The organism is Methylobacterium sp. AC433 (assembly GCF_979253015.1).
This window is the reverse complement of sequence record NZ_CEEDBN010000005.1, coordinates 223,564-246,816: the sequence shown is the minus strand read 5'-3', so window position 1 is coordinate 246,816 and position 23,253 is coordinate 223,564. Positions and strand designations below refer to the sequence as shown.

23 protein-coding genes and 1 other annotated feature are annotated in these 23,253 nt (G+C 65.3%); of the genes, 10 read left to right on the top strand and 13 right to left on the bottom strand.

Going from position 1 to position 23,253, the window contains the following annotated elements:
* Window position 1: 1 nt before the first annotated feature.
* The 6 genes from AC0IWM_RS10755 to AC0IWM_RS10730 all read right to left on the bottom strand — a co-directional run bounded on the left by AC0IWM_RS10755 (window position 2) and on the right by AC0IWM_RS10730 (window position 3,895).
* Complete coding sequence (locus AC0IWM_RS10755) at window positions 2-532, bottom strand: hypothetical protein (RefSeq protein WP_056355191.1); 531 nt, start codon at window positions 530-532, stop codon at window positions 2-4.
* Window positions 533-619: 87 nt separating this feature from the next.
* Window positions 620-1,321 carry a hypothetical protein gene (locus AC0IWM_RS10750; protein ID WP_056355187.1) on the bottom strand — a complete coding sequence of 234 codons (702 nt, stop codon included), beginning with the start codon at window positions 1,319-1,321 and terminating at the stop codon, window positions 620-622.
* Between the two features lie 321 nt (window positions 1,322-1,642).
* Complete coding sequence (locus AC0IWM_RS10745) at window positions 1,643-2,143, bottom strand: hypothetical protein (RefSeq protein WP_056355179.1); 501 nt, start codon at window positions 2,141-2,143, stop codon at window positions 1,643-1,645.
* 11 nt (window positions 2,144-2,154) lie between these two features.
* The gene (locus AC0IWM_RS10740; RefSeq protein WP_056355177.1) at window positions 2,155-3,132 is read right to left on the bottom strand and encodes an HIRAN domain-containing protein; all 978 of its coding nucleotides are present in this window, start codon (window positions 3,130-3,132) and stop codon (window positions 2,155-2,157) included.
* The gene (locus AC0IWM_RS10735) at window positions 3,129-3,680 is read right to left on the bottom strand and encodes a GcrA family cell cycle regulator (RefSeq protein WP_056355174.1); all 552 of its coding nucleotides are present in this window, start codon (window positions 3,678-3,680) and stop codon (window positions 3,129-3,131) included. Before AC0IWM_RS10735 ends, AC0IWM_RS10740 begins: the two co-directional genes overlap by 4 nt.
* A complete protein-coding gene (locus AC0IWM_RS10730) occupies window positions 3,677-3,895 on the bottom strand; it encodes a hypothetical protein (protein WP_056355171.1) in 219 nt (72 codons plus the stop codon). The genes AC0IWM_RS10735 and AC0IWM_RS10730 overlap by 4 nt, the downstream gene beginning before the upstream one ends.
* Window positions 3,896-4,213: 318 nt before the next feature.
* Between AC0IWM_RS10730 and AC0IWM_RS10725 the strand changes: the two genes are divergently transcribed.
* The gene (locus tag AC0IWM_RS10725) at window positions 4,214-5,077 is read left to right on the top strand and encodes a hypothetical protein (RefSeq protein WP_056355168.1); all 864 of its coding nucleotides are present in this window, start codon (window positions 4,214-4,216) and stop codon (window positions 5,075-5,077) included.
* Window positions 5,078-5,142: 65 nt separating this feature from the next.
* The gene (locus AC0IWM_RS10720; RefSeq protein ID WP_056355167.1) at window positions 5,143-5,685 is read left to right on the top strand and encodes a hypothetical protein; all 543 of its coding nucleotides are present in this window, start codon (window positions 5,143-5,145) and stop codon (window positions 5,683-5,685) included.
* 50 nt (window positions 5,686-5,735) lie between these two features.
* Here the strand turns inward: AC0IWM_RS10720 and AC0IWM_RS10715 are convergent, their stop codons facing one another.
* The 3 genes from AC0IWM_RS10715 to AC0IWM_RS10705 form a co-directional block, all read right to left on the bottom strand.
* A complete protein-coding gene (locus tag AC0IWM_RS10715; RefSeq protein ID WP_056355165.1) occupies window positions 5,736-6,050 on the bottom strand; it encodes a hypothetical protein in 315 nt (104 codons plus the stop codon).
* Window positions 6,051-6,227: 177 nt separating this feature from the next.
* Window positions 6,228-6,521 (bottom strand): hypothetical protein, encoded by a 294-nt coding sequence (locus AC0IWM_RS10710; RefSeq protein ID WP_056355163.1) that lies wholly within the window; start codon window positions 6,519-6,521, stop codon window positions 6,228-6,230.
* A 362-nt stretch (window positions 6,522-6,883) separates the two neighbouring features.
* Window positions 6,884-8,725, bottom strand: a complete 1,842-nt coding sequence (locus AC0IWM_RS10705; RefSeq protein ID WP_471754831.1) for a hypothetical protein — start codon at window positions 8,723-8,725, stop codon at window positions 6,884-6,886.
* 850 nt (window positions 8,726-9,575) lie between these two features.
* Here AC0IWM_RS10705 and AC0IWM_RS10700 point away from each other — a divergent pair.
* Window positions 9,576-11,276, top strand: coding sequence for a hypothetical protein (locus tag AC0IWM_RS10700; RefSeq protein ID WP_471754829.1), 1,701 nt, complete (start codon window positions 9,576-9,578; stop codon window positions 11,274-11,276).
* A 215-nt stretch (window positions 11,277-11,491) separates the two neighbouring features.
* The gene (locus AC0IWM_RS10695) at window positions 11,492-12,031 is read left to right on the top strand and encodes a metallophosphoesterase family protein (RefSeq protein ID WP_264051102.1); all 540 of its coding nucleotides are present in this window, start codon (window positions 11,492-11,494) and stop codon (window positions 12,029-12,031) included.
* 69 nt (window positions 12,032-12,100) lie between these two features.
* Here AC0IWM_RS10695 and AC0IWM_RS10690 read toward each other — a convergent pair whose 3' ends face one another.
* Window positions 12,101-14,623 (bottom strand): DEAD/DEAH box helicase family protein, encoded by a 2,523-nt coding sequence (locus AC0IWM_RS10690; RefSeq protein WP_056355310.1) that lies wholly within the window; start codon window positions 14,621-14,623, stop codon window positions 12,101-12,103.
* An 855-nt stretch (window positions 14,624-15,478) separates the two neighbouring features.
* On the opposite strand from AC0IWM_RS10690, the gene AC0IWM_RS10685 reads away from it, so the two are divergent.
* A complete protein-coding gene (locus tag AC0IWM_RS10685; RefSeq protein ID WP_244472799.1) occupies window positions 15,479-16,630 on the top strand; it encodes a type II toxin-antitoxin system HipA family toxin in 1,152 nt (383 codons plus the stop codon).
* Window positions 16,631-16,688: 58 nt separating this feature from the next.
* Window positions 16,689-17,012, top strand: a complete 324-nt coding sequence (locus AC0IWM_RS10680) for a helix-turn-helix transcriptional regulator (protein ID WP_318784659.1) — start codon at window positions 16,689-16,691, stop codon at window positions 17,010-17,012.
* Between the two features lie 362 nt (window positions 17,013-17,374).
* On the opposite strand, the gene AC0IWM_RS10675 is transcribed toward AC0IWM_RS10680, so the two are convergent.
* Together AC0IWM_RS10675 and AC0IWM_RS10670 are read right to left on the bottom strand one after the other, a co-directional pair.
* Window positions 17,375-18,603 (bottom strand): IS3 family transposase gene (locus tag AC0IWM_RS10675; RefSeq protein ID WP_156650071.1). Its coding sequence is split into 2 segments (ribosomal slippage): window positions 17,375-18,315 and window positions 18,315-18,603, totalling 1,230 coding nucleotides; the frame shifts between segments, so codons are not numbered across the junction.
* Window positions 18,206-18,322: a sequence feature (AL1L pseudoknot), on the bottom strand. Its footprint overlaps the gene before it by 117 nt.
* A 485-nt stretch (window positions 18,604-19,088) precedes the next feature.
* Window positions 19,089-19,496, bottom strand: coding sequence for a hypothetical protein (locus tag AC0IWM_RS10670; protein WP_156650069.1), 408 nt, complete (start codon window positions 19,494-19,496; stop codon window positions 19,089-19,091).
* Between the two features lie 324 nt (window positions 19,497-19,820).
* Between AC0IWM_RS10670 and AC0IWM_RS10665 the strand changes: the two genes are divergently transcribed.
* The 3 genes from AC0IWM_RS10665 to AC0IWM_RS10655 all read left to right on the top strand — a co-directional run bounded on the left by AC0IWM_RS10665 (window position 19,821) and on the right by AC0IWM_RS10655 (window position 22,207).
* Window positions 19,821-20,321 (top strand): hypothetical protein, encoded by a 501-nt coding sequence (locus AC0IWM_RS10665; protein WP_143103752.1) that lies wholly within the window; start codon window positions 19,821-19,823, stop codon window positions 20,319-20,321.
* Window positions 20,322-20,335: 14 nt separating this feature from the next.
* Complete coding sequence (locus tag AC0IWM_RS10660; RefSeq protein WP_143103753.1) at window positions 20,336-20,884, top strand: hypothetical protein; 549 nt, start codon at window positions 20,336-20,338, stop codon at window positions 20,882-20,884.
* Between the two features lie 600 nt (window positions 20,885-21,484).
* A complete protein-coding gene (locus AC0IWM_RS10655) occupies window positions 21,485-22,207 on the top strand; it encodes a hypothetical protein (protein WP_056355145.1) in 723 nt (240 codons plus the stop codon).
* Between the two features lie 247 nt (window positions 22,208-22,454).
* Here the strand turns inward: AC0IWM_RS10655 and AC0IWM_RS10650 are convergent, their stop codons facing one another.
* Window positions 22,455-22,754 (bottom strand): hypothetical protein, encoded by a 300-nt coding sequence (locus AC0IWM_RS10650; RefSeq protein WP_143103754.1) that lies wholly within the window; start codon window positions 22,752-22,754, stop codon window positions 22,455-22,457.
* Between the two features lie 217 nt (window positions 22,755-22,971).
* On the opposite strand from AC0IWM_RS10650, the gene AC0IWM_RS10645 reads away from it, so the two are divergent.
* Window positions 22,972-23,190, top strand: a complete 219-nt coding sequence (locus tag AC0IWM_RS10645; RefSeq protein WP_292496356.1) for a hypothetical protein — start codon at window positions 22,972-22,974, stop codon at window positions 23,188-23,190.
* The last annotated feature ends 63 nt before the right edge of the window (window positions 23,191-23,253 follow it).

Genomic DNA, 23,253 nt, shown 5'->3' with positions numbered 1-23,253 from the left:
ACTAGGCGGCCGCTCCAAGGAGGGCGCGCAGGTCGCGCTGCAGATCGCGACGTCCGTGCTCCGATCCGGTGCGGTAGGCCCGAGCGATCGCCCGGTAGCCGCCGGCCGGAAGCCCGCGCGGCACCGTCATCAGGGCGTCGTCGTCGCCGTCCTCGGCGAGCCCGTACTGAAATTCGGAGTGCGGGCGCAGGTGCCAGCTCTCTCCGATGTTCCCGATGGCGGCAATGCTGACCAAGTCCGCGTGGTACTTGTGGGCGTCCTGCAGCCGCTCCCGGGCGTCAAACGCTACGCCGTACTCGACGTGCTCTCCGGCAAGCTGACGCTCGTGGAGCGCGAGCCAGGCAATCGTCTCCTTGTGAGCGGCCTGGGCGGCCCGCTCGATGTCTGAGGCGGCATTGTACCAGGCCTCCTCCGTGACCTCACGCGGCTCGGTGGCGCCCCACATCTCGCGGACGATGACGGCGACTTCCTCGTCCAGCATGCCCCGGTTGAGGGCGGGGATCGCAGTGGCGGTGGGGGTATGTATGTTCACGGCGGGATCCTTCGCGGAGAAGCGGCCTAGGCCTGCTCGGATTTCGGATGGGGATGGAGACCGGGAGTCGGACCCAGCCGAGGGCGGTCAACCGCAGGAAGCGAGGACTTCGATCGAGGCGCCGGCCCGGATCGCGGCGAGGATGCGCACCATCCCGGCGATCTCCCCGGCGCCCTTCAGGATCTCGACAGGCAGGTCGAGATGCCCCGTTAGGATCCACGCCTTGATCTGAGCCTTGTGCTCCGCCGTTGGGATCATCTCCACGATCTCGCCCGTGGCGGGGTTGCGAACGTGGAGCCTATACGTCCACCCCCGCGACTTGCGATGGTGCCTCTCCTCCCCCAGCAGGACCGCGTCGGTCCCGAAGAGCTCCTCCTCCCCGCGGTCGGGCGCGTACCGCCCCGGGAGGTCGCCTGCGCCGGTGATGTCCTCGGGGGCGGGCAGCGGCGTGCCCTCGCGTAGGACCTGCTCCCAACCGCGGCATCGGCTGTCCATCCGGCCGAAGCGGTACGTCGCGCAGGGCTCAACGGCGGGAGGCTCCGACGTAACGGCCGAGGAAACCGGCTGGGACGCGTCAGTTGAGGAGGACGGGGCCGCGCACGCCTGCTGCTGCTGGACCGGCTGCGGGACCATGGCCGGGGCGGCGGGGGTCTCCTCCGCCAGCGACCAGGCCTTCCGCATGGCGGCACCGATGAACTGGCGCACAGGCCTGCCGATGAGCGCGGCGATCCACTTGGCCTGGGACCAGGCAGCGCGCAGGATGGCGCCGCGGTTGTAAGATTTCGTCATGATCGAGGTTTCCCTTCGTGAATGAGCCGGCATGGCCAGCTCATGTCCATCAATATATGGACAAGGTTAGCGAAGTCAAGCTCGGGGTGGGGGGCGGCTGAAAATTCAGCCGGCCTGTCGGTGCGGGGTGTAGGTGTTGGTGTGTGGGATCGTGTCCCGCACGTGGGACAGCGCCCTGTCCCTCAGGGCGACCGCCTCGCGGTAGAGAGGGTGCCGCTCGGACCCAGGCCCGAGCCGGACGGCGAGGCTCGTGTACGCTCGTAGGGCGATCGAGCCGCGGTTCTGCCAGACGCGCAGAGCCTCTGCGTCCGTCGCAGGCTCCTAGCCGTCGAGGAGATGCGGCCCGTCGAGCACGGCGAGGAACCGCCGCGCGTCGATGATCTCCGGCGTCAGGACGTCGACCTCCACCTGCGGAAGTCCTGCGCCGAGGCGTTGATCAGGTGCCCCGGGGACAGCCGAGGCCTCGGGCCGCCCGGCCACACCGGATCCCCCCGCTGCGGGAAAGCTCGCGGAGGGGGCGACCCCCTCGGCGCCCTTGGAGGCCTCGGAGGGCAGCCGCTTCAGAAGGGCGACCGCAACGGGCCCGCCCTCCGCGACGCCGACATGGCCGATCGCGTAGGCGCGCACACGCTCGACTGGCATACTCGTGTGCTCGGCGTAGGCCTCTCCGGGGCGATGGGGCGCGCGGTACCGGGAGAGGCCGCAGGAGAGGGAAACGGCGTCGTCGTGGAGCGCGGAGACGACGATCGTGCCGGTTGCGCGCTCCCGAACGAAGAAGACAACGCCGTCGCGGCAGGCGATGCGGTGGGGGTCGATAGCCATGCTCTGTCTCCTCAGAAGGGGATGTCGTCGGCGGACCGCGGCGCCGGGGCGACGATGCTGCCAGTACCGAGCCGGACGTCCTCGTGCGTGATCCTCCGGACTGGATGGGCGGCCCAGTCCCGCATCGCGTCCTGTAGGCGGGACGTGACCTCGACGTGAGTGCCGGTCGCGTACCAGCCCCGCCGGTGGACCTCGATCTTCGACCCGGCCCGCTCCGCAAGGCGGCGGGCGGTCGAGCGGGACACGTCGAGGATCCGCTCGATCGTGAAGAGATCGCACCACCCAAGAGCCGGCGGCTCGATCTCGAAGGCCTCGCCCGGCAGGAGGGCGTTAACGGCCTGGACGATGCGACGCTTCCGACGCTCGTCCTGCTCCATGTCGAAGCGGATGCCGTTGTGAAGACCCAGGCTGCGTCGCCGTGCAGCCTGATCTAGCTCTCGCCCCTCGTGCTCTCGGATGGCGTCCGCGATGACGTGGGCGATCCGCTTCTCGTGGAGCCCCCGCACCGCCTCGCCGACGAGGAGTGCCTTGGCCGTCCACGCCTCCCCCGTGCCGCCGTCGGCGATGAAGGCTCGGCACCGCAACCCGATGTCGAGGGGGCCGGCGACGACGGCGGCCACGGCGCGCGGCAGGTGCCCGAGCCTCAGCCCGTTCCGCCACCAGACCTCGACGGCGTTCGCGTCGTGCTCGTTCTCCGGCGCCCGTTTGAGGGAGAGGCGGTCGCCGTCCTTCGGCATGACACGCTCTTCCAGAAACCCGTCCCACAGGCCGTACTTGTAGAACTGCAGGCCAGCGAGTTCAGTCAGGCACCAGGGCTCGCCCTCGGCGATGTCCTCGGCCACCTGACCGAGATCGGTGAACCGCACCCCGCGCAGGTCGAGACCGGCCGCGAGGCAAGTCTCGATCGCCGCGCGGTGGATCAGGTCGAGCTCGGCGTCCCCGGCCGCGCTGTCGTCGTCCCCTTCGTAGTCGTAGCCGATGTCGCTCATGCCGCCCTCCTGTGTTCAGGCTGCCAGAGCGAGACGGCCTTGCGGACGGGCACGGTGCAGAGCGCGTAGTGTCCCGGGCACCAGGGCGAGCCGTGCTGGGTCGCATGCCCGCAGCACGTAGCCGGCCCGGCGAGCGGGTCGTCGGCGATGAACCGGCACTGCGCCTCGCCGATCTGCGTCAGGGGGATCCGCAGGGACGTGGGGATCCCGGCGGGGATGGCTGGCCGCGGCGTCTGCTTGGGCGCCGAGGCGGGCTTGGGGACTGCCGTCGCGGCTTTGGCGGCTTTGCGCTCGCGGTCCCGGCGGCGCTGTTCATCAGTGCGGCCGACGCGCGCGGCCCGGGCGGCCCGGGCGGCGGCGAGGCATGCCGTGGAGCGCGGGCCGGAGAAGCTCCGTCCCGCACGGAAGGCGACACCGATGACGGCGCTCTTCGTCACGACGAGGTCGTGCTCGGCGGCCAACCGGTCGGCGATCTGAGACCCGCTGAGCTTCTGCGTGTCACATAGAGTGAGGACAAAATTCTTCGCCTCGGGCGTCCACTTGATCACGAGCGGGCCTCCTCGATGCGGCCGTAGCGCACGATGCGCTGCATCCCGAGGGCGGCGAGGACGGCCGGACCGGGGTCGCGGCGTCCGAGGCGAACGTCGCTGACATACGCCTCGGACACACCGGCCTTGGTCGCCCACGACCTGGCCGACCCGGCTCTCCTGATGGCGCGTTCCAGCGCCCGCAAAGGGGCCTGCGCCCCCGCGCTCCTTGCCATAACGGGTACTCCTGTGAGGAAGCAGACCGCCGATCAGCGTGCCTGCTAAGCGATGATCGGGGTATATCGCACGCCCGGTCAAGCCCTCTTTTCAGGTAATTGGACGGAAATCGCTTGCCACAACGGGGCGCTACTCTTGCCACAACAGCTTGCCACAACAGGCTGTTGTGACGGCTGTTGTGATAGGCGTCGGATTTGTTGGAGCGATGCCCGCTTTTTGATCACGTTGTTCTCTTGTGGGAGGCTTGGCCGGGAGTACATTCAGTCAGTCAGCGTATTTGCTGACGCGGCCACCCACCCCACCGGAACCTCTCCGCTATGGCCACGCCCCCTCTCACCTTCGGCGCCGTCTGGACCCCCGTCGGCGTCCACCGCCGCTACGGCCACGAGCTCTCCCTTTGGATCTGCCCGGACGCCCCGCAGGCCTGGCACGACGCCTACCGCCACGCGCGGGGCGTCATGACCGCGGCCGGGTATTCGTGGACCGACCGGGCCAACGCCACCGGCACGATGCAGCCCTGCTGGTGGGATACCGGCATCGCGTTCGACGAGCCCGCCCTCCGCGCCGAGGTCGATCGCGTGGTCGCCGAGGCGGCCGCTGTCCGTGAGAAGCGCGCCCGTGCGGAGGAGGAGCGCCACCAGCGTGACCTTGCCGACACCGCGCCGCTAGCCGTCCCGGTCCGCGCCGAGCTCATCAGACTTCTCGCAGAGCGTCCGTGGGCGTTGCAGCGGTCTCTAACGGAGGCGCGCGATCTCGCGGCCGAGGAGGCATGGACATCTTACGGCCTCCGGTCAGCCCAGCGCTTCCTGTCGAACGCGGAGGCCAACGCTGCCCGCGCGGAGGAGCACCTCGGAAGGACGCCCCCCGCGGTTTGGTTCGCCCGGGCCGCGGACCCGGCTGTCCAGGCAGCCGCCTTGGCCGCCTGCCGGTTCCTGAGCGAGCTCGATACCGATTGGGCAGCCGTTCAGAACGGAGCTGGCTGGAGCCAGGCCACGTGCTGGACCGGGCATCTCCTCAGCGAGCGCGAGAGCCTGGATCAGGGCGAGACCACGCACGCCTTGGCTCTCCTCCATGGGCATAGGAGGCAGCTCTCCGACGAGGCGAACCTGACGCTGTTCGGTGAGATCCCGACGCGTCGCCGGCGTCGCGAGACGGACGATCAGCCCGCCCTCGCCCTCTGACTTTCTACGTCCCGAGGCATCATCCCATCACCGGCGGGGACGCTCCCCGCCTTCAGGAGGTCCCCATGTTTGCCAGGTTCTTCGCCGCCTTGATCGCCGCCATCCTCGGGATCCTGCGCTTGCCCTTCGAACTCTTCGGCCTGCGCGGCCGCCCCACGGCGGAGAGCGTGGCCACCGCCGCCCTCGACGTCGTGCGCGCCAATCCCGTCGCACCGGCGGCGGAGATCCGCTCCGACACCCACCCGGTCGCTGAGCTCGTCCGCCAGCACGCCCGCGCGCGGCTCTACACGCACCAGCGCCACGACCTTCCAGTCCCCCTGCCGGCGCCCCTCGCGTCGTGGATCGCGGGCCTGTCGCCGACGCAGCTAGGGCACGTCATCGGGTGCCCGAGCGAGCGGCTCCAGCGCCACATCAACGCCGGCCTCGGCGGCTCGAACGCCGAGGGACCCTTCCACCTGCCGGCAATCTCCCCCGAGCCGGTTCGCCATGTCGCGAGCAAGGGCGCCACGGGCGGGACGAACGCCTCGCCCCGCTCGGTCGACTTGACGGAGGCGTTGGCCGAACTCGGGTTCGCGCCCCAATACACCTACGGCGCGCCCCGTCGCTGATCAGCCCGCCCTACCCGCCACCAAGCCCGCCGGTCCTCCGGCAGGTTTTTTCATCGGCGGAAGCCAATGGCCTTGAAGACCTTGGCAAGGTCGCGCTCGGCACTCTCCGCCCGGGCCCGCTCCGCCCCGAGGGCGCCCGCGCACGAGGCGAGCTCAGAGCGGAGACGGACGATCTCGGCGTGCGCAGCTGCAGCGGACTGACGCGTGCGAGCGAGCTCGGCGACGAGGCACTCCACGGACGACACGCCGGCCCGGCGCTGACTGTCGAGCTCGCTGAAGAAGGTGTCGACGGCCATGGTGGTGAGGGCGGCACCCTGGATGACGCGCGATCCGGCTTCGATCGAGAGGTGGGCGAAGTGGGACATCGGGCGTCTCCGGTGCGGGGCGATCTCACGTCCCTATGAGGCACCTGGGCGCGAATCGCTGTCCAGCGGATTTTCGGGTTTCCACAGGCCGTGGTTACCGCACAGTTACGAGAGGTCGTTCGGAGAGGTCGAGGTCTGTCCTCCCGTTACTCCTATCGGGAGAAACGGGGATTGCCGTCACACGATGACGCCGGCTTTCGGGGGAGAGAGCAGGCGCAGGCGCAGCGCGTCCGCGACTTCGTTCCGGTCGTAGACGACGCCTTCCTTGCCGGCCTCCTTGGCCCGCTGCGTCCGCTCCACGAGCTGATGGGCCGTGCGCCGGATGATGTCCGCGGGATCGAGCGTGCCCACCACGGCGCCGTCCACGACGAGGGCGTGGATGGCGTCGCGCAGGGCGTCGACCACGGCCCGGTCGAGGGTCGCCGGATCCGGGCGGCCGACGTCGCGCCAGCGCTGCCGCAAGTCGCGCATGCGGCCGGCCGTCTGGCGGCGTATCCTCCCGATGCGGCGTGCGCCTGTTTCGAGGTAGGAATGGACTGGGGCGTAGGATGTCTCGCGCATGAAGGGAGACTACACCCGGGGCTAGCAAGTTACGTCACATGTGACGGCTCCCTGAACGAGTATTCAGTTTGAAGGGCTACGTGCGCCCGACGTGCGCCTGAAATGGGCCGCCGTGCGCCCGACGGCGGGCCGTGTGTTGGCCGTCGCATTAAGTGGCGCGAGCCTAAACCCATGACGACGACGAGCCGAGTGAAGGTCGACACCACCGCGTTCAAGCGCGCTGGGGTCACGAAGGCCAAGGAGATGCGAGCGGCGCTCGACGACGCCGTGCTCTACCTCGCCGCGTCCGCCCGGAAGCGCCTGGTTGAGGCCGCCTCCACACCATGGCGAAGATGATCTTCGTCGGCACCTTCCGGAGCAGCTGTTCTGGATCGTTGGCCAAGGCGTCGGACCGGCCCGCGACGCCGCGCTGGTAGTCGTCCTCCCGGACGTAGAGGATCTGGCCCGCGACGGAGTTCTCCAGGTACGCCTCCCCGCCCGCGACCGGCTCCGGCGAAGGCGGGTAGCCCGCGAACTTGGCGATCGAGACGCGGCCCCAGTCCTGGTCCGTGTAGCCCACGGTGAGGGAGCCAGTGTCGCTGGCGAGCCCGGCCCCGTCGCAGGCCGCGATCCGGATCGTCGCCTTGGCAAAGCCCCCCCGGCCCCGCCTCGTCCCGGACCGTCAGGGACACGACCTTCCCCTCGGCCCGGCCGCCCGGCAGGTCGAGGTTGTCGGCCTCGATGCGGGCCTTCCACGCCGTCGAGAACCCGTCCGCCACGATGTCCTCGAAGGGCACCGAAAACTCGTACGGATTCCTCCTCTGCGCGAGGGCGAGCATCTTGGTCGCCTTGAGGACGACCGTGAACAGGGCGTTGATCCCGGACGGCAGGTGCCAGAACGTCCGGCCCCCGCCCCCCCCGGTGTAGCTCTGGTTCGCCAGCGCCAGCGCCAGCGCCAGGGTCCAGCGCCCGGCCTGGACGTCGCCGGCGAAGGACGCGCTCACGTGTTCCTTGGCGCAGAGCCAGCAGTTCCAGCCGACGCGCCGGACGTCGGCCGGGACGTAGTGGGTCCGGGGCAGCCAGGGCACGGTCGTCTGGTCGATCGACGGGTCCTCGGTCCGCATGTCCAAGGTCTTGATCGGCGCGTCCGGGTCCGAGCACGTGGCGTTGAGGACGAGGAAGCTGACGGTCTCCTCTCGCTTCTGCTGCGCCACGTAGGCCAGGACGAGCTCGACGTCGTAGTACGTCACGTCGAGGTTGACGGCATATGCATCGGCGGGATCGGGTTTCGGCTCCCCCTCCTTCCGGACGTAGACGTGCTTCCCCTTCGTCCCGTGCACGGAACCGACGCTCTTGGGCTGCGGGCCTTCAGCGAACCGCTTCGGGTCGACCTTCGTCACGACGGACTTCACGACCGTGTAGCCGGAGCCGCCGGCGATCGAGGCGCCTGCCTGCGGGAAGCCGCGCTCGAACTCGTCCGGCGTCAGCGTCGCGACGCGGCCGGACGCGATGACGACGCTGGGGTCGTAGCCGCCGAACAGGGACTTCGGGTCGGACGCGGGCCCCACGTTGAGCTCGGGGAACAGGGGCCGGATCGCAGCCGACAGGTCGAGCATGCCCTGGAGCAGCTGCATCCACGACGCCGTGCACGTGACCTGAACCCCGCGCAGGGCCTGCCCGGCTTCCGAGATGTTGATGCCTCCGCCGGCGTTCCACCCGATCCAATCGTCCGGCCGGAAGGTCCGCATGTGCAGACCTTCGCCGAGGAGCTTAGGCGTCGTGTAGGCCCCGGTCACGCGGTTGAAATGCCCGATGCGCCGGTGACCATCCAGGATCTCCATCGGATCATTATGGCGCCGGGGCGAGACGAAGACGGGGTGGAAACCGATCAGCCGCTTCAGGGCGGCGAGGCCCTGGTCGCGCAGGTCTTTCCAGTTCGAGAGCAGCCCGGCGTCGAAGGTGATCGTGGACTCGCCGTCGCGGGACCCCTGCACGCGGGGCCGGCGCTTCATGCGGGCCACGGGGTAGAGCGTGCCGTCCGGGTGCTCGAAGGAGAATAGCGCCCACTTCCGCCCGCGCAGGGTCGCGCTCGGGTCCGAGGGCCTCACGATGACGGGGATGTGCCTGTAGCCCACTGCGTCCGGTCCGATGTCGGGAAAGAAGACGCCCGGTCCGTGCGAGCCGGCCGGGCGTTCAGTCGTTCCATGCTTGGAGGGTAGGCTCGGGTGCGGCCGTGCGACGGACAACACACCGGCGGGCCCGGGAGGGTGGCGCCGCCATGGGGTCAGAGGACGCTGGCGGTGCCCCAGGGAGCGAAGGACACAAGGGCGAGGGCGATGAAGGAATGCACCCCATGACCCTCAACCACACATGCATCTTTTCAACGCTATTTCTGCAAACATTCAACGGGGTTTCAGCGTTGGAGGCAGTCCATGAAGCGCCTCTGCCTGGGGGAAACGACCCGAGGAGCCGCGAGAATGGGCGTGGACGCGTTTGCAATACTAATGAGCTGTAACCTGCCTTCCTCGCCTTGAGGAGCTGGAAGGGCCTTTGAGCCCGTTTGAGGCTTCTCCGCTCTATCTTCTCAGTATTGCATGCACGATCCTTTCCCTTTGGGCCGCCAAGCCCTTGTTCTTGCTGGGCCGAGTGCTATCGCCCCCCCCGACGCCCCGTTGAAAGTTTGCAGATCGGTCCCGGCTCATGGCCACCGCCTCCATCTCCGACCCCAACCCCGTCCCACCTCGGCGTCGGGCTGCCTTCGTCGCCCGGATCCGGGGTGACCTCGGCTCTGCCTTGCAGTCGCCCGAGACCTTCGTGGGCATCGCCCCTGCCGTGCCCCGTTCCACAGCATGGCTAAGTGACCGGACGCTCTCGTCCCTGTCGGCTCTGACCGCGCGGGACATCGCGCTGTTCGAGACCCTCGTGGCGCGCTACGTTACGAGCGAGGAGACGGTCGACACGATCCGCGCCGCCCGTCTCTGCCCGGTGAAGCATGCCCTGACCGTGCTCTCCGTCGGCGGGCGCACCGCCCAGCCCCGCGAGCTCGTCGATGCCCTGCACCGGCTCTTCGGCCGGGAGCGCACGCCCCTTAAGCGGAGCGCTGCCTTCACCTTCCACCTGCCTGCCTGGATGATCGACCTGCAAAAGCCTGGCACGCGCTATGGCTACCTTGACCTTGCCGTCCTTGCCCGGTTCCGGCGCCGGTCGTCGACCCTGCTATACCGAGACATCGTTGGGCACGTCGCATCCGAGGGCCTGCGCTACGAGCCGGGCGCGAAGCCCACCGTCCTCGCCTATTCCCCCGCCGGTCTCGCCCGTGTGCTCGGCATGGCGGAGCCCGTCCACGTCGGACAGCTCCGTTTGAACTATCTCGCCCCGGCCCTAGCCGAAATCGCGGAGCACGTCCGGTCCTTCGAAGTCGTGTCCGTCACCGAGAAGCATGAGCCTCGCCGCAAGGCCGGAGAGATCGTCATGGACGGGGGTAAGCCCACCGAGGCGCGCGCGATCTCGATGCTTCTCCTCACTGTCCGCCTGCGCCCACCGGAAAGGCTGGAGACGGCGGCCGTGCGGGCGATCGACAAGCCCGACTTCAAATGGCTCGCCGAGCGCGGCGACGGCGCCCCCTACGCGATCCGCCCCGAGACGCTCGTTCGCCTGGGCACGAGCTTGCCGTCTCAGATCGGGAACCGGAAGAAGTCGGGAGCAGCCCGCCCCTTGCTCGCATCCGAGATGCAGGGACGCTACGGGTTGTGGCTGTCTGCGATCCACGAGGCGCTCACGGGCGCGACCCTGACGCCGGCCTTCGAGACGCGGGCGACCCGCGGGCAGCGCCTCCTGGACCTCATCGCGACGGAGGGGGCCGACAAGGCGTTCTGGGCGTTCTCCCACGAGGAGGCGGATGCCCCTGACCTGGGACCGCGACTGCACGAACAATTCCGCCTCCTGCGCGAGGGCGAGGACGCCCGCAAGGCCCGGTTCGCCGCCGAGAAGGGCACGCGCGCAAAGGCGAGCCGGAAGGCCGTGCGGGAACCTCGGGAGGAAGGTACGATCGCTCCCGCCAGAAAAAGGACGCGCATGACCGAATCGCCGACGAAGGCCGCCGAGGTCGCCTCCATTCCTGTCATGGGCCCGCCGTCTGTGGTCGAGCCTCGGGCTGTCGATGGGGCCGGAATGCTTGCGACACCGGAAGCCAAGGAGGAGGCGGGTCGTCTCTACCGCGAGTGGCAGATCGGTTACGACCTTCCGTTCGCCCATGCGGGCGATACGGCCCGACGCATCAAGGCGGCCTTCCCGACGGAGTACCCGACCCTCGCGGCGGCCGATGCTGCCATGAAGGACGTTTACATCCTCAGCCTGGGGCCCCTGGTGAGGGGGTCACGCGAGAACATCCCCGGCTCGACGTGGAGAGAACAGGACGACAACTTCTCCCACTACGTCGCCATCCTGGCACGTGCTTGGCCCCTCTCCGTCATGAACGGCTCGTCGCAGGATCCTGCCGCGAAGATCGCGGGTAACCGATCCGTTTACGAGCGCGACCGTGCCCGTCACCAGGCGATCGTCGATGCTGCCCGGCTGGCTACGGAGCAGAAGCGGAAAGGCGCCGTGGGCATCGAGCGGGCGCCCGGAGGCTTCCGTGGCGACTATAAGCCGAAAAGGAGCCCAAGCTCCTCCGTTCCGCCGGGGTGAGCAAGTGGAGCCCGCGGGCGCACTGGCGCTTGTGGGAGGGCTACTACGACAACGCCATCCCGATTGAGCACGCTTACTAGCTGCCAGTCGCCGTCGGGCTGAAGCGCACCAAGGCCCGGCCGTTTGTCCTGTGACCCGCAGTCGTCTTCTACGTTCCGGGCGACCACGATTTCTGGTGGGATCGGGGCGAGGAGCGCTACACCCTCGGCGACCAGATGTCCCGGGGGCGGGACATTGCCGCGCGGCTCGGCATCCGCCTGCTGATGGACGACGCCGTCTTGATCGGCGACACGCGCTTCGTCGGCAGCATCCTCTGGACCGATTTTCGCTTCGGCTCGTTCAGCCTGAGCCACGCCAGGCGCACCGCGCAAGAACGCTTCGGGATGGCCGACTACCGGCGCATCCGCACCGGCCCGAGCTCGCGCCACCAGATCGAGCCGGGCGAAGTCCTCGGCCTGCACCAACGGACCCGGGCCTTCCTTGAGGCGACCCTCAGCGAGCCCCATCCGGGGCCGACCGTGGTCGTCACTCATCATGCGCCGCTCCCCAACAGTCTGCCCGACCCGCATACGGACCTGCCCTGGTGCTACGCGTCGGACCTGCGCGACCTCATTCACGCCGGGGGTCCCGACCTCTGGGTTCATGGGCACATCTGTGCAACGGCCGATCAAACGGTCGGACCGACCCGGATCGTCTGCAACCCGCGCGGCCACGCCGAGGAGACCTCCGGCTTCGACGGAAGCCTCATCATCTGATGCTGAAGCCCTTGGGCGAACACGTCCCGCACCGACCGCCGGTGGTCGGCGTGAAACGCGTCCACAGTTTCATTTCAGGCTCTTCAGCTTCACCGAATAAGAGATCGAGAGGTCGTCGGCCGACAGTTTGTGCGCGTCGATCGACTTCTGGATCTGTCGGACGGACAGGTCGGCGAAGTCCTGGGCCTCGAACGACTTGAAGAAGCCGCGGCAGGCCTTCACCAGCCGTCGAAGCTCGTTCACCCTGACCCCCTCGACATGGTCGTTGAAGCCCGCCGCGCTCTGGATCTTGCCTGCGGGATGGATGATGAAGCGCGTCGCCGACATGCCCTCGTAGTGCTTCTTGAACCAGGTGCTTGACCGGTTCATCTGGTCGGCCTCGCGCTTGTCGATCTCGGTGCGGGCGACGTCGACCTCGCTCTTGCACTCGATGAGGAGATAGCGCCTGTCGTCGAGGGCCCAGAGATTGTCCGGCCCTTCCTTCCATTCCTTGTCCGGGCGCTCGCCCGCGAACCCGAGCGCGCGGCTCAACTCGTCGAGCGCCTTTTCGAAGTTGTCCGCCTTGGTGCCGAACACGAGCCGCCCGAGGATGTCGCTCACCGTGACATCCATTTCCACGTAGCTGCCGAAGCCTCGGACCCAGTCCGCGATGCGCTCCATCCGGCCCTGGCTCACGATCGTGAGCTTGGAGACCGTGACACCCGTCGGCGGCTTAAGCAGCAGACGGTTCTTACGGTGGGCGGAGACTTGGAGAACCTGGGCGTCCGCACGGCGCGACTGATGCTCGTAGCGGGCCCGTTCCTGGAGGTACCAACCCTTGTCGTCCTCTCCCACCGACCCGTCGTCGAGGAGCGCCTGGATGGTCTCGGATGCACGGGCATAATCCCCGTCCACGTAAGCCTGCTCCGCCGCGAGTTCGGCCGCATAGACGCCAAGCACCTTCGCGTTCGCCCTGCCCGGCGTCACCCCCGCCATCTCCTCGGCATAGAACTGCTTCCAGCCCTCGTCGCGCCGGATGCACTGGCGCACGAGCCCGCCGAAGGCGTCCTCCGGGGACTTGCTCTCGTTCTCGATTTCCTCCCGCGCGAGCTCGGCGATCTCCAGGCCGATTTCGATCTGGGTCGAGACCTGAGGGGAAAGGTGATGCCGCGATGCCTTTTCGCGAAGCAGCCGAACGAGGTCGGCCCCCGTCACCACGATGACCGAGTAGTCCTTCTCGCCCCTGACGCTGCGACCCATGCCCTGCTCGACCGACCGGAGCGTGCGCATCAGCGTCGCCTCGCTCCTCGGACGGCAATGCTCCTCGTGCAGGTCGATCAGGCTCTCCGAATACGGACGGGAATCGAAGACCAGGATCCGGCAGGTCTCGTCCGGCAGGTCGATCCCGTCGTACCGGTTCGCGAGGACGACCGTCTGCTCGAACTCCCGCCGGCGCAAATCGTCGACGATGGTTCCCAGGGAGGTCTTGTCCGCGACCTTGCTCCCGTACCCCGCCCAATCCTTCGTCCTCGCGAAGCTCGGCACGAGAGCCACCACGCCGTAGGGGCGCTTGGCGTCCGGCTCGCCGAAGGCCTTCACCACCCACTCGCGGTCGAGCGTCTCGTTGAACAGCGAGGGCAGGAGGACCATCTTCTCGCCGGACCAGGTCTCCTTGTCATAGGTCAGGGGGCGGGCGATCGTGCCCGGCTTCAGTTGCAGGCCCTTCACCAGGAACGCGTCATCGGTCACCGTAGCCGACATGAAGATGCGATGCTTGGCGTCCCAGTACGACCCGAAGGCGTTCAAGGGCGCGACATAGGGCTCGATCTCGATTGCCGCCCCCGAGACGACGCACTGGCAGTGGCCGAGGATGTCCTTCAGTAAGGGCCAGGCGAACTTGATCGAGCGCCGCTCGGCGTTCGCGGACAGGATGCCGGCGACCTCCCTCTCACGGTCCTGCCAAGCCCAGTACGGCACCGGCAGGATGGCATCGCGCTTTCCGTTCTCGATGTCTGCGAAAGTCCCCACGCCCTGGCGTTCGAGATCGTCGGCGAACAACGTCCTGAGGGTGGCGTAGGCCGGCTCATCGTTCGGGATCCGGATGTGGCAGGCCTCCCGGATCCGGTCGGCGCAGGCGTGCGCGTCGTCCATCAGGACCGTGTCGACGCCGATCGACTGGCGATGCAGGCCGAACTTGGTCATCCCGTTGAAGAGCTTCTGGACCGAGGTCACGAGGATCGCGCCGGAATTGATGAACTCGTCGGGCAGCGCATCTTCGGCCTTGCAGACGCGGATGCCGAACTGCCTCGCTTGCTCGCAGGTCTGGTCGATGAGGAAATGGTCTGGGCAAAGGTACACCACCGGCCCGTGGCCCGCGTTCAGCCTTGACTGCAGCATGAGCAGTCCGACGAGCGTCTTGCCCTGCCCGGTGTGCAGCTTGACGATGATGTCCCGCGTCGCCTGATGGTCCTTGAACCACTCGCCGAGCACGGCCTCCTGGGCCGGCCGGAGGGGACCCTTGTCGTGCGCGCGGTCGAGCCTGTCGTAGATCTCGACGGGGTTCGTCGCCTTGACTGCCCCCTTGCCGCCGAGGCGTTTCTTAAAATCGACCAAGTGGCGTTCCTCCGGCTTGCCCTGTCCGTCCTCGCGATCGACGGTCGAACGCAACCCTGCGGCGGTTGCACATTCGTCGAGGCCGCCCAGTATGTCCGGGCTTGGCCGTTATTAGGTTAACCGAACTCTGACCTGCAACCAGCCACTGTAATCGATCCGGGATCTTATACGGCGGGCGGGACGAAAGCTCCTGCATGTCCGAAGTCGGCAAGGCCCGCGCCGCCCCATTTTCCGTTTCTGGACCCGCAGGCGATCTGGCGGGCCTTTGGTCCATGGCTGACCTTGAGCGTTCCGGGAGCGGTGCTCGACCCCGAACACCGTGTCGGCGATCCGCTCCGGCATGAAGCCCCGACCGAGTGTCCCTTGTTCGTGATGTTCGACGGCGTCATCGGCCTTGATCGGGGCGCCCGGTATCCCGCCATGCCCACGAACCCATTCACGCTTGTCCATACCTGGAAATCGGGATGACCGACCCCTTCAATGGGTCACATATGGCTTTGTGCTGGTGCTTTATGATCCTTATGATGGGTCATATCTCAGGCGCCCCTTTTCTCCCCAACCCTGCATCGGCCTACTTGTTCGATACGTTCAGCCATCAGTGACCCATTATAAGGGTTGTCAAACACCGCAACCATGGCAAAATGATCCATGAAAATGGGTCAATCGATGAGACTGACGATTCAACTTCATCATGGCGGCACCTGGCACGATGCGGCCACGCTGACGCTCGCCGATGCCGACGCGGGGGTGGCCGGTTCCAGCGTCGTGTCCTACGAGGCAAACTATTTCCTGGAGCACGGAGCCATCCCGCTCTCCGAAGGGCAGCCGCTGACCGACGCCCGGGCGGTCTCCGTCATGAGCCCCGTCGACCTTGAGGATCGGTCTTACCCGGGGTGGCCTCCGTTCCTTCTCGACCTCATGCCGCAGGGACACGCCCGCCGTAAGCTGTCCGAGCATCTCGGCATCAACCCAGATGCGCCGAGCTCCGAGGTCCGGTTGCTTCTCAGGGGCGCAGGTGCACCGGTCGGCAACCTTCGCATCAAGGAAGCGGCGGAAGCCGAGGCGGAGAGGTTGCACGACGCCCCGCGGCAGGGGGTCACCAGGGACGATATCCTCGACAAGTCCGAGGTGTTCCTGGAGGTCGCGGATCGCTTCGCGATGGTCGCCTCCGGATCCTCGGGCCTGCAGGGGGAGTGGCCGAAGATCGCGATGACGAGGGCGAGGGACGGCCGCTGGTATCCGGACCCCGTAGTCCCCGACACCCAAGCCGTGGCGCACGTCATCGTCAAGCTTCTCCGGAGCAACGAGGAGAGCGACAGGCTGATCCTGGAGGGCGAGGCCGCCTATGCGGCCGTCGCCAAGGCATTCGGCGTCAGGGTCGGTCTTCCCCTGGTGCACAGGAATGGCGTGCTCGTCATCCCGAGGTTCGACCGGCGAATCGCCCCGGACGGCTTGGTTCGCCGGGGGCAGGAAAGCATCGTCTCCGCCATCGGGGTCTCGGCGTTCGGCCATGTGGAGGCACACGAGACATACCTGGACATGATCCGCGCCGTATCGGCCGACCCTATGGCGGATGTGGCTGAGTACCTGAAGCGCGAGGTGCTCAACCAGGCCATGGGTAACCCCGACAACCACGGCCGCAACACCGCCCTGGCCAAGGACGCATCCGGCCAAGTTCGGCTGACGCCGCTCTTCGACTTCGCGCCCATGCGTCTCGCGCCGGCCGATACGGGGCGGCCGACGAAATGGGCTTGCATGCGGGCCTCGGGACGGGACCACGCTCCTGACTGGACGATCGTCTGCGAGGCGGCGGCCGGGAACGACCTCGACCCCGGTGCGCTGCTGGCAATCCTCAGGGAAGCCGAGGAGCGCGTTAGGGCCTTGCCCCGGACGGCACGCGAGCACGGGGTCCCCGAGGCCGTGGTTTCGAGGGCGATCGGGGATCGCCCCGCCGGGATCGCCGACACCATCGCGGCGATCCCGCCACTTGGCAGAACCCCGAGGTAGCGACGTGGGCGGATTGAGACGGCCGACCTCGGAGGAGATCCGGAAGCGGAGGGCCGAGTTGGCCGAACGCGTCAGGAACGGAACGCTGGCGCTACCCGGTGCGGTTGGGGAGATGCGACATGCGCTCGGCCTCTCCCAGGAGGAGTTCGCTGGCATGGTGCGATTGACCCGGCGGCAACTGGCGGAGATCGAGCGCGGGGAAGCCAACCCGACCGTCGAGACCCTTCGACGCATCGGCAGTGCCTTCGGCCTGGACGTGGGGTTCGTCGCGCGGGCTCCGCAGCCCCGCTTTGTGAGGCGCCGACCCGTCAAACGAAGCTCGACCATGAAGACGGCTTCGGTGCCGCTTGAGGACGATGATCTCACGGGACCGGGCTTCTGAACGATCGGCCGGCGCCTTCGAGAAACCCCTCGGAGACGCCGGATCGATCCCATCCGGTCGTCACGTGTGGGCAGGGCGCGAAGGGCGCGGCGGCCCTGCCTGCCAGGAGGTCGTAATTCCGCGCCGCGGTCCCTCCGAACGCAGGTCACGCCGAACGTTGACGGGCGATCGTCGATGCTGCCCGGCTGGCTACGGAGGAGAAGCGTAAAGGCGCCTTGGGCATCGTGCGTGCGCCAGAAGGCTTCCGTGGCGGCTACAAGCCAAAAAAGCGGACTGACCTGAGCGGTGCGTCACCGCGACACACGGAACCTATACGCCCCAGATGAACCGCACCGGGTTTCCCGGAGGCTATTGGGTTTGATTCAGGCTGCCAAGGTTTGCACCTCTGCCTGGGCATAGTAGCGTGCTTCGGCCTCGGCGGGAGGGATATTCCCGATCGGTTCGAGCAGACGACGGGTGTTGAACCAGTCGACCCATTCGAGGGTGGCGAACTCGACGGCCTCGAACGACCGCCATGGTCCACGCCGATGGATTACCTCGGCTTTGAACAGGCCGTTGATCGTCTCCGCGAGGGCATTATCGTAGGAGTCGCCAACGCTGCCGACGGACGGCTCGACACCAGCCTGGGCGAGCCGCTCGGTGTAGCGCAGCGCAAGGTATTGCGAGTCCCTGTCGCTGTGGTGCACGAGCCCGCCGCCCTGGACGGGACGACGCTCGTGCAGGGCTTGCTCCAAGGCATCCAGCACGAAGGCAGCGTGAGCCGTCCGAGAGACCCGCCAGCCGACGATGCGGCGGGCGAAGACGTCGATCACGAAGGCCACGTAGACGAAGCCGGACCAGGTCGCCACGTAGGTGAAGTCGCTGACCCATAGGGCGTTGGGGCGCGGTGCCTTGAACCGTCGGTTGACCCGGTCGAGCGGGCACTTCGCTGCCGGATCGGGGATCGTCGTCCGGACCGTCTTGCCCCGCACGACACCCTTCAGTCCCATCGCCCGCATCAGCCACGCCACGGTGCACCGAGCCACCACGATCCCTTCCCGGCCGAGCTGCCGCCAGACCTTGCGCACGCCGTAGACGTGGAAGTTCGCCTCGAACACACGCCGAATCTCGACCATCAGCGCCGCGTCACTCCTCGCTCGTGCCGGTAGCTTACCGGGATCGGCTCGCCGCGCGGCATGGGCATGGTACGTCGACGGGGCGATCGGCAGGACCTTGCAGATCGGCTCGACCCCGTAGGCATCGCGGTGCTCGTCGATGAACGCCTTCATCGCTTGAAAGGGCGGTCGAGCTCCGCCATCGCAAAATACGCACTGGCCTTCCGGAGGATCTCGTTGGCCTGTCGCAGCTCGCGGTTCTCGCGCTCCAGTGCCTTGATCTGCTCGCGCTCGTCCGTGCTCGGGCCGCCCCGCTGTCTCGTGTCACGCTCGGACTGCCGGATCCAGTTCCGGAGCGTCTCGCCCGAACAGCCGATCTTGGCCGCGATCGAATTGATCGCCGCCCATTGCGAGGCATGCTCGCCTTGGTGGTCCAGCACCATCCGCACCGCGCGGGCACGGACCTCGGGGGAATAGGGTGGGGTTCGCTTCGTCATGGCTCCATCCTCTCAAGAGTTGGAGCCTCCGGGAAACCCGGTGCGGTTCACAACACTGCGTCCCGGTAATGGAAGCCTGTGCCCGCGGAGGGTCGTCCGGCCCAGGAAATAGCTGAGGCCTTATCGGCCACGATGCCGGACGGTGTATGTTCCGCCCGTTCGCGCCTGCGACGCGCATATGGAAGACAGGAACAACTGCCTGCATCCTCCTCAGGTTTCTCGTTCGGTTCGAACCTCCTCCGCGCTGCCGGCAAGCGCCTGCAAGTCCTAGCCAAGCCCCGTAGGGACGTGGAAAGCCGGTTGCCCCGCGTGCGACAGATCCTCGTGTCTCAGCCGCCCCATAAAGCCAGACTACGAGAATGACTTACGCTACAAAGCGAGCGCGGCTAGTCGTTACGTAAGCATTTAGTTGCTGAGACCTGTAATCTATTCATAGAGTAAGGCAACTTCAATAAGAATTAAAACTACATCGTAGGATCGATCTGCTATTTTCCCCCTTTGTTTTGAAGATGGACAACAAGAGGTTTCATATCAAGACTAATATCCCAATCATTTGCATCAAGCCACCGAGTTTTTATTTCATCCGCTCGGTGCAATAGATGCCTTACTGCATCGTGTGCGATGACGTTTAAGCTTGGAACCAAAACAATCGGCACTGGCCTCTCGCCACTTTGCCACTGAGCAACCTGAGACACCGAAATGCGGCGGCCGGTCTCTTTCGACAAAGCAGCGGCCATTGGAGAGAGCCAGCGCTCTCCAAAAGCTTGCTTCCCAAGGCTCAACACGTGCTCTCGAAGTATGCGCTGTTCATCGTTGAGATTAGATATATTAACTTTAGGTGCTCGTCTAATTTTCGCTTCGACACTACCGGGTAAGGGGCGGTTTGAGCTCATATAAATTGGATCCAATACCTGAAGTTTGGTTCGGGTTTGCTATTTCGCATGCCTAATCTGTGAACGGCTATCACTTCTACACAAATACAATATTATTCACGTGCCTAGATCATTTATATCCAGCAACCTAATTTTCTGCGGCACGTCTATTTAGGATGCTTTGGGTGAGTGTTGTAGCTTCTCCAAGGTCTTAATCGCATGCGACTGGCATGGACAGGCAGACACGCAAGCCTGTGGATATATTTTTTTGGCCCCTATCGCGAGCCGGCATTTGTGCTAAAAACTTTTTTAGCATCAGCTTTGACTCAGCCTCCCACGGACCCAATGGCCAATAAGATCGAAGATTTCACCTTAGACATGATAGAAAAGGCTCGTGAGAACGAGGTAGCTTTGTCTGCTTTGGGTCCTGCTCAGCAAGTTAAGTTTATCAATAGTAAGATTAGACACAACGATGCTGTTTTTGCGATCGTTCCTTCTGATGATGCACCACATCAAGGCGCTCTGTATGTCATTACAGGAGCTCCTGTCCTTGATGGATCGGGGTTTGATTTGAAGGTTGTGGAGACGGATGGCAGCTCCAAAAATGAGAAGCCGGTGGTACTGCAGAGAACACTAAGATTAACTGCTTTCTTCGTTGCTTCATACATGGATGCGCGCTTCTTAGATATCGCTTTCGGGGACTCGGCCGCATCCCGACATCACAGGAGGGAACAGCAGAATGATGGTGGGAAACAAGCTGTCGAAAACATGCGGCAGGCAGCAACTCCTTATGGACGAGCGTACATTGCCGCGAATCCGCAGCATGTTCGTTCCGTAGTGCACTGAATGATGCGATATTCATGATTAAACGCGCGCCTGCACTTCGACCTATTAATTATAGAAAATACAGAGTTGAGCAGACAGACCTGGAAGACCCTGATCAAATCACTGGTATCCCACTCCCAAAAGTCTGCATTGAGTCTGGCCATCTGATCTACAACGTTGAACCCAGGCTAGGCGGTAGATTGTCGTATTGGCAGCACGGGGTCGAGCGAGTCGAGCGCCATCCGCTCTTTATCAATTCTAGATTTTCGATCGATTCAAAGCGATTCATATTGAAAAAAATCGAAATGGCATGGGATTGTCGAATTCCCGGAGTGACGCCCGAGGGAGAGAGCGTTGGCTTAGTTTTGACGGTCGGCGGTGTTTATTTGCCAACGTTAAAGTGGCGAGGTGGTGACTGGGCTTGTGCTCAACAAGTTTCAATCCTAGCTGGAAATAAAGGCTGCTTTTTTGAGAAAAAGCCGTCTCTATTTAAGGCTCTTCGAGAAATGGTTGTGGGCGTCGGTTTTCGCGTCGAACCAGTGCGTGACGACGATGCTGAGGCCCTGCAATCGCTCATGTTCTAGATCTTAAGCCGTACTTTTGTATTCTATGCGAGATGTCGCCCTCGAACGAGACCCACGCCGGGCCCAGGGGCATGCCCACGCACCACTCGGTTCAAATAGAGTTCGTCAAAATGGTTCGGTGCCTGACATGCTCATTCGTCATCCAGTTGGCCTCTCGCAATGGCTCTCCTTCCTCAACTGTAAGTTGACCATACGGCCGTAAGTTCGCCTTCTCCTAGTTCCGGGCGTCCTCTCGGGCAAAGCGATCAAGAATTTACTACGACTGCCGAGCCTGCTTTGCTTGTCTCACCAATCGAACGCCTCACAAAGCCGCGGACTGCTTGAGGACGCCTGTTCGCCTGAAGCCACTTGAATCCTCGAAAGCATGGCTCTGCTTAGGACCCCACCGTCTGGCTTCGTTAAGAACCTCCACGCTGTTGAGGACGACCTTGTGTCCATGCCCTGCAGGACGGGCTCGATCGCCCCGCCGCTATGTTCTCGATGCGCGCTCGATGTCGAGCATTCTGCGCGGCTTAGCCATCTGGACAGCGTACGGCATTCCGACGCTCGCAAGCGTCGTCCCCACCGTCGCTCTGTCCCAACCCAAGGCCCGAGGCTGCTATGGCACGCAGGCGCATCAACAGTGACGAGGCAATCGAGATCTTCGAGTACGGGTGGACGAAGATCGAGCCCCGCCTGACGTCGCCGTTTCTAATCGAACTCGACGTGCGCGAGATCTTCGGAGGCCAAGGACGCCGGCAGGGGCAGATGGACATCCCCGAATTTATAGACGGGTGGATGTCCTGGCGGGCCTTGCGGAGCGTGGGCTACAGCGTCCGAGACGCCAGCAAGGCTCTCCAGGCAGCCTGTCATGCGCGCGGTGCTCTTTTGTACGGATGTCTCGGCACGGCCGGCAGGGGAAAAGATCGGCGCTTCTGGATCCCCACGACAGACAGGATCTACGAGGAGCACAACAATGGCCGCCTGATGCTGCCGATCCCGGCAAAGGGCGCGCGGCGCCGGCTCGTGCTTGAACAGCACGCTGAAGCTGCCCGGCCTGTAATCCAGGGTATCCTGCGGGCGATTTGTAAGCACCCCGGCTGCCCCGATCGCATCCCGCCCATGTGGATGCGCTCGGGCTGCATCCCGGAATCCCTGAGGGACCGGACGATCCAGGAGTCGTTCGACATCATCGCCTCGGGGCACGAGCGCATGCCCGTTATCGAGGGGCACATCATGTGGATGGTTCTGCTGCGAGATACCCTTTTGAGCCTTGGCAATCCTGTCTTAGAGGCAGTGCCCCTCGACAACGATGAAGCCATCCTTGTGAGCTTAGCCCCGTAAGTGTGCAGGATTTGTCCCCGGTAGTGGACGCGCTGGGCACCTCAAAGGTTGTTAGTAGGCGATGGATATGTGGCAGCACAGAAGGTGATATATGGTAACTCCCCATCGCTCCGGGGGGGCTGTTCCCACGGTCCGTTACCCGGTTCGACCTTTTGGGTTCGGTCCCTACGAGCCAGCATAGCTCGAAGCAATTTACAAGAAAAACCCCTTGTGGCATCTAAACCATAGTCTCATTCTGGCGCTGCCATCACGAGGTTACGCAATGAAGCTTCGTTATTCTGTCCTTGGGTGTCTCATCGCAATTGGCTTCATGGGTCCCGCCCTTTCCAGCGAGTTTGGAAGGACTGATTTCTGAACGCACGGAGCAGGAAATCAGAAGCAAATGATGCCGGGATTGACTCTGATCCAGCATCATCACCATCACGTTCATCGAAGGTACCTCGGATGTGTTCGGTCCGACGCCGAATGCGACCACATCGCGCACGAGGACAATCACCTCGACCATCACTCGATCCGCCACAGCCATGATTGCGAGCACCATGGTCACGGCCGAGGGCACTTCGCTTGCTACGGTTGGAACGACTGATATCCGCATCGGCCGACCAGCCTTCCCGGGGGCGGAGCAGAGCGCGCCTTCCCGGCGAGGCCAAGACCGCGAAGTTTTATCGAGGCTCGCTATGTCCTCCGGCAGATCCTGCGCCTAAGCAGGCTCCGCCGGACGACCGAGAGTACGGGCCTTAGTAATGGCCACCGCGGTGACCGCCATGGCCACCACCGTGCCCGTAGCCGCCGTGACCACGACGGTGCCCCCCACCGTGGCCGTAGCCATGCCCGCCGCCGTGGCTTCTCCGGTAACCACCGCCGTGGCCGTAGCCATGCCCGCCGCCATGGCCCTCACGGTAGCCGCCGCCATGGCCATACCCTCCGCGGCTGCCACCGTGGCCGCCGTCGTGATGCTGGGCGATAGCAGAACCCGCGCCTAGGATGAGGCTGGCGGCAAGTGCGACGGCCCCGAGGGCCGCCTTGATCCCGGTCGAATTGATCAT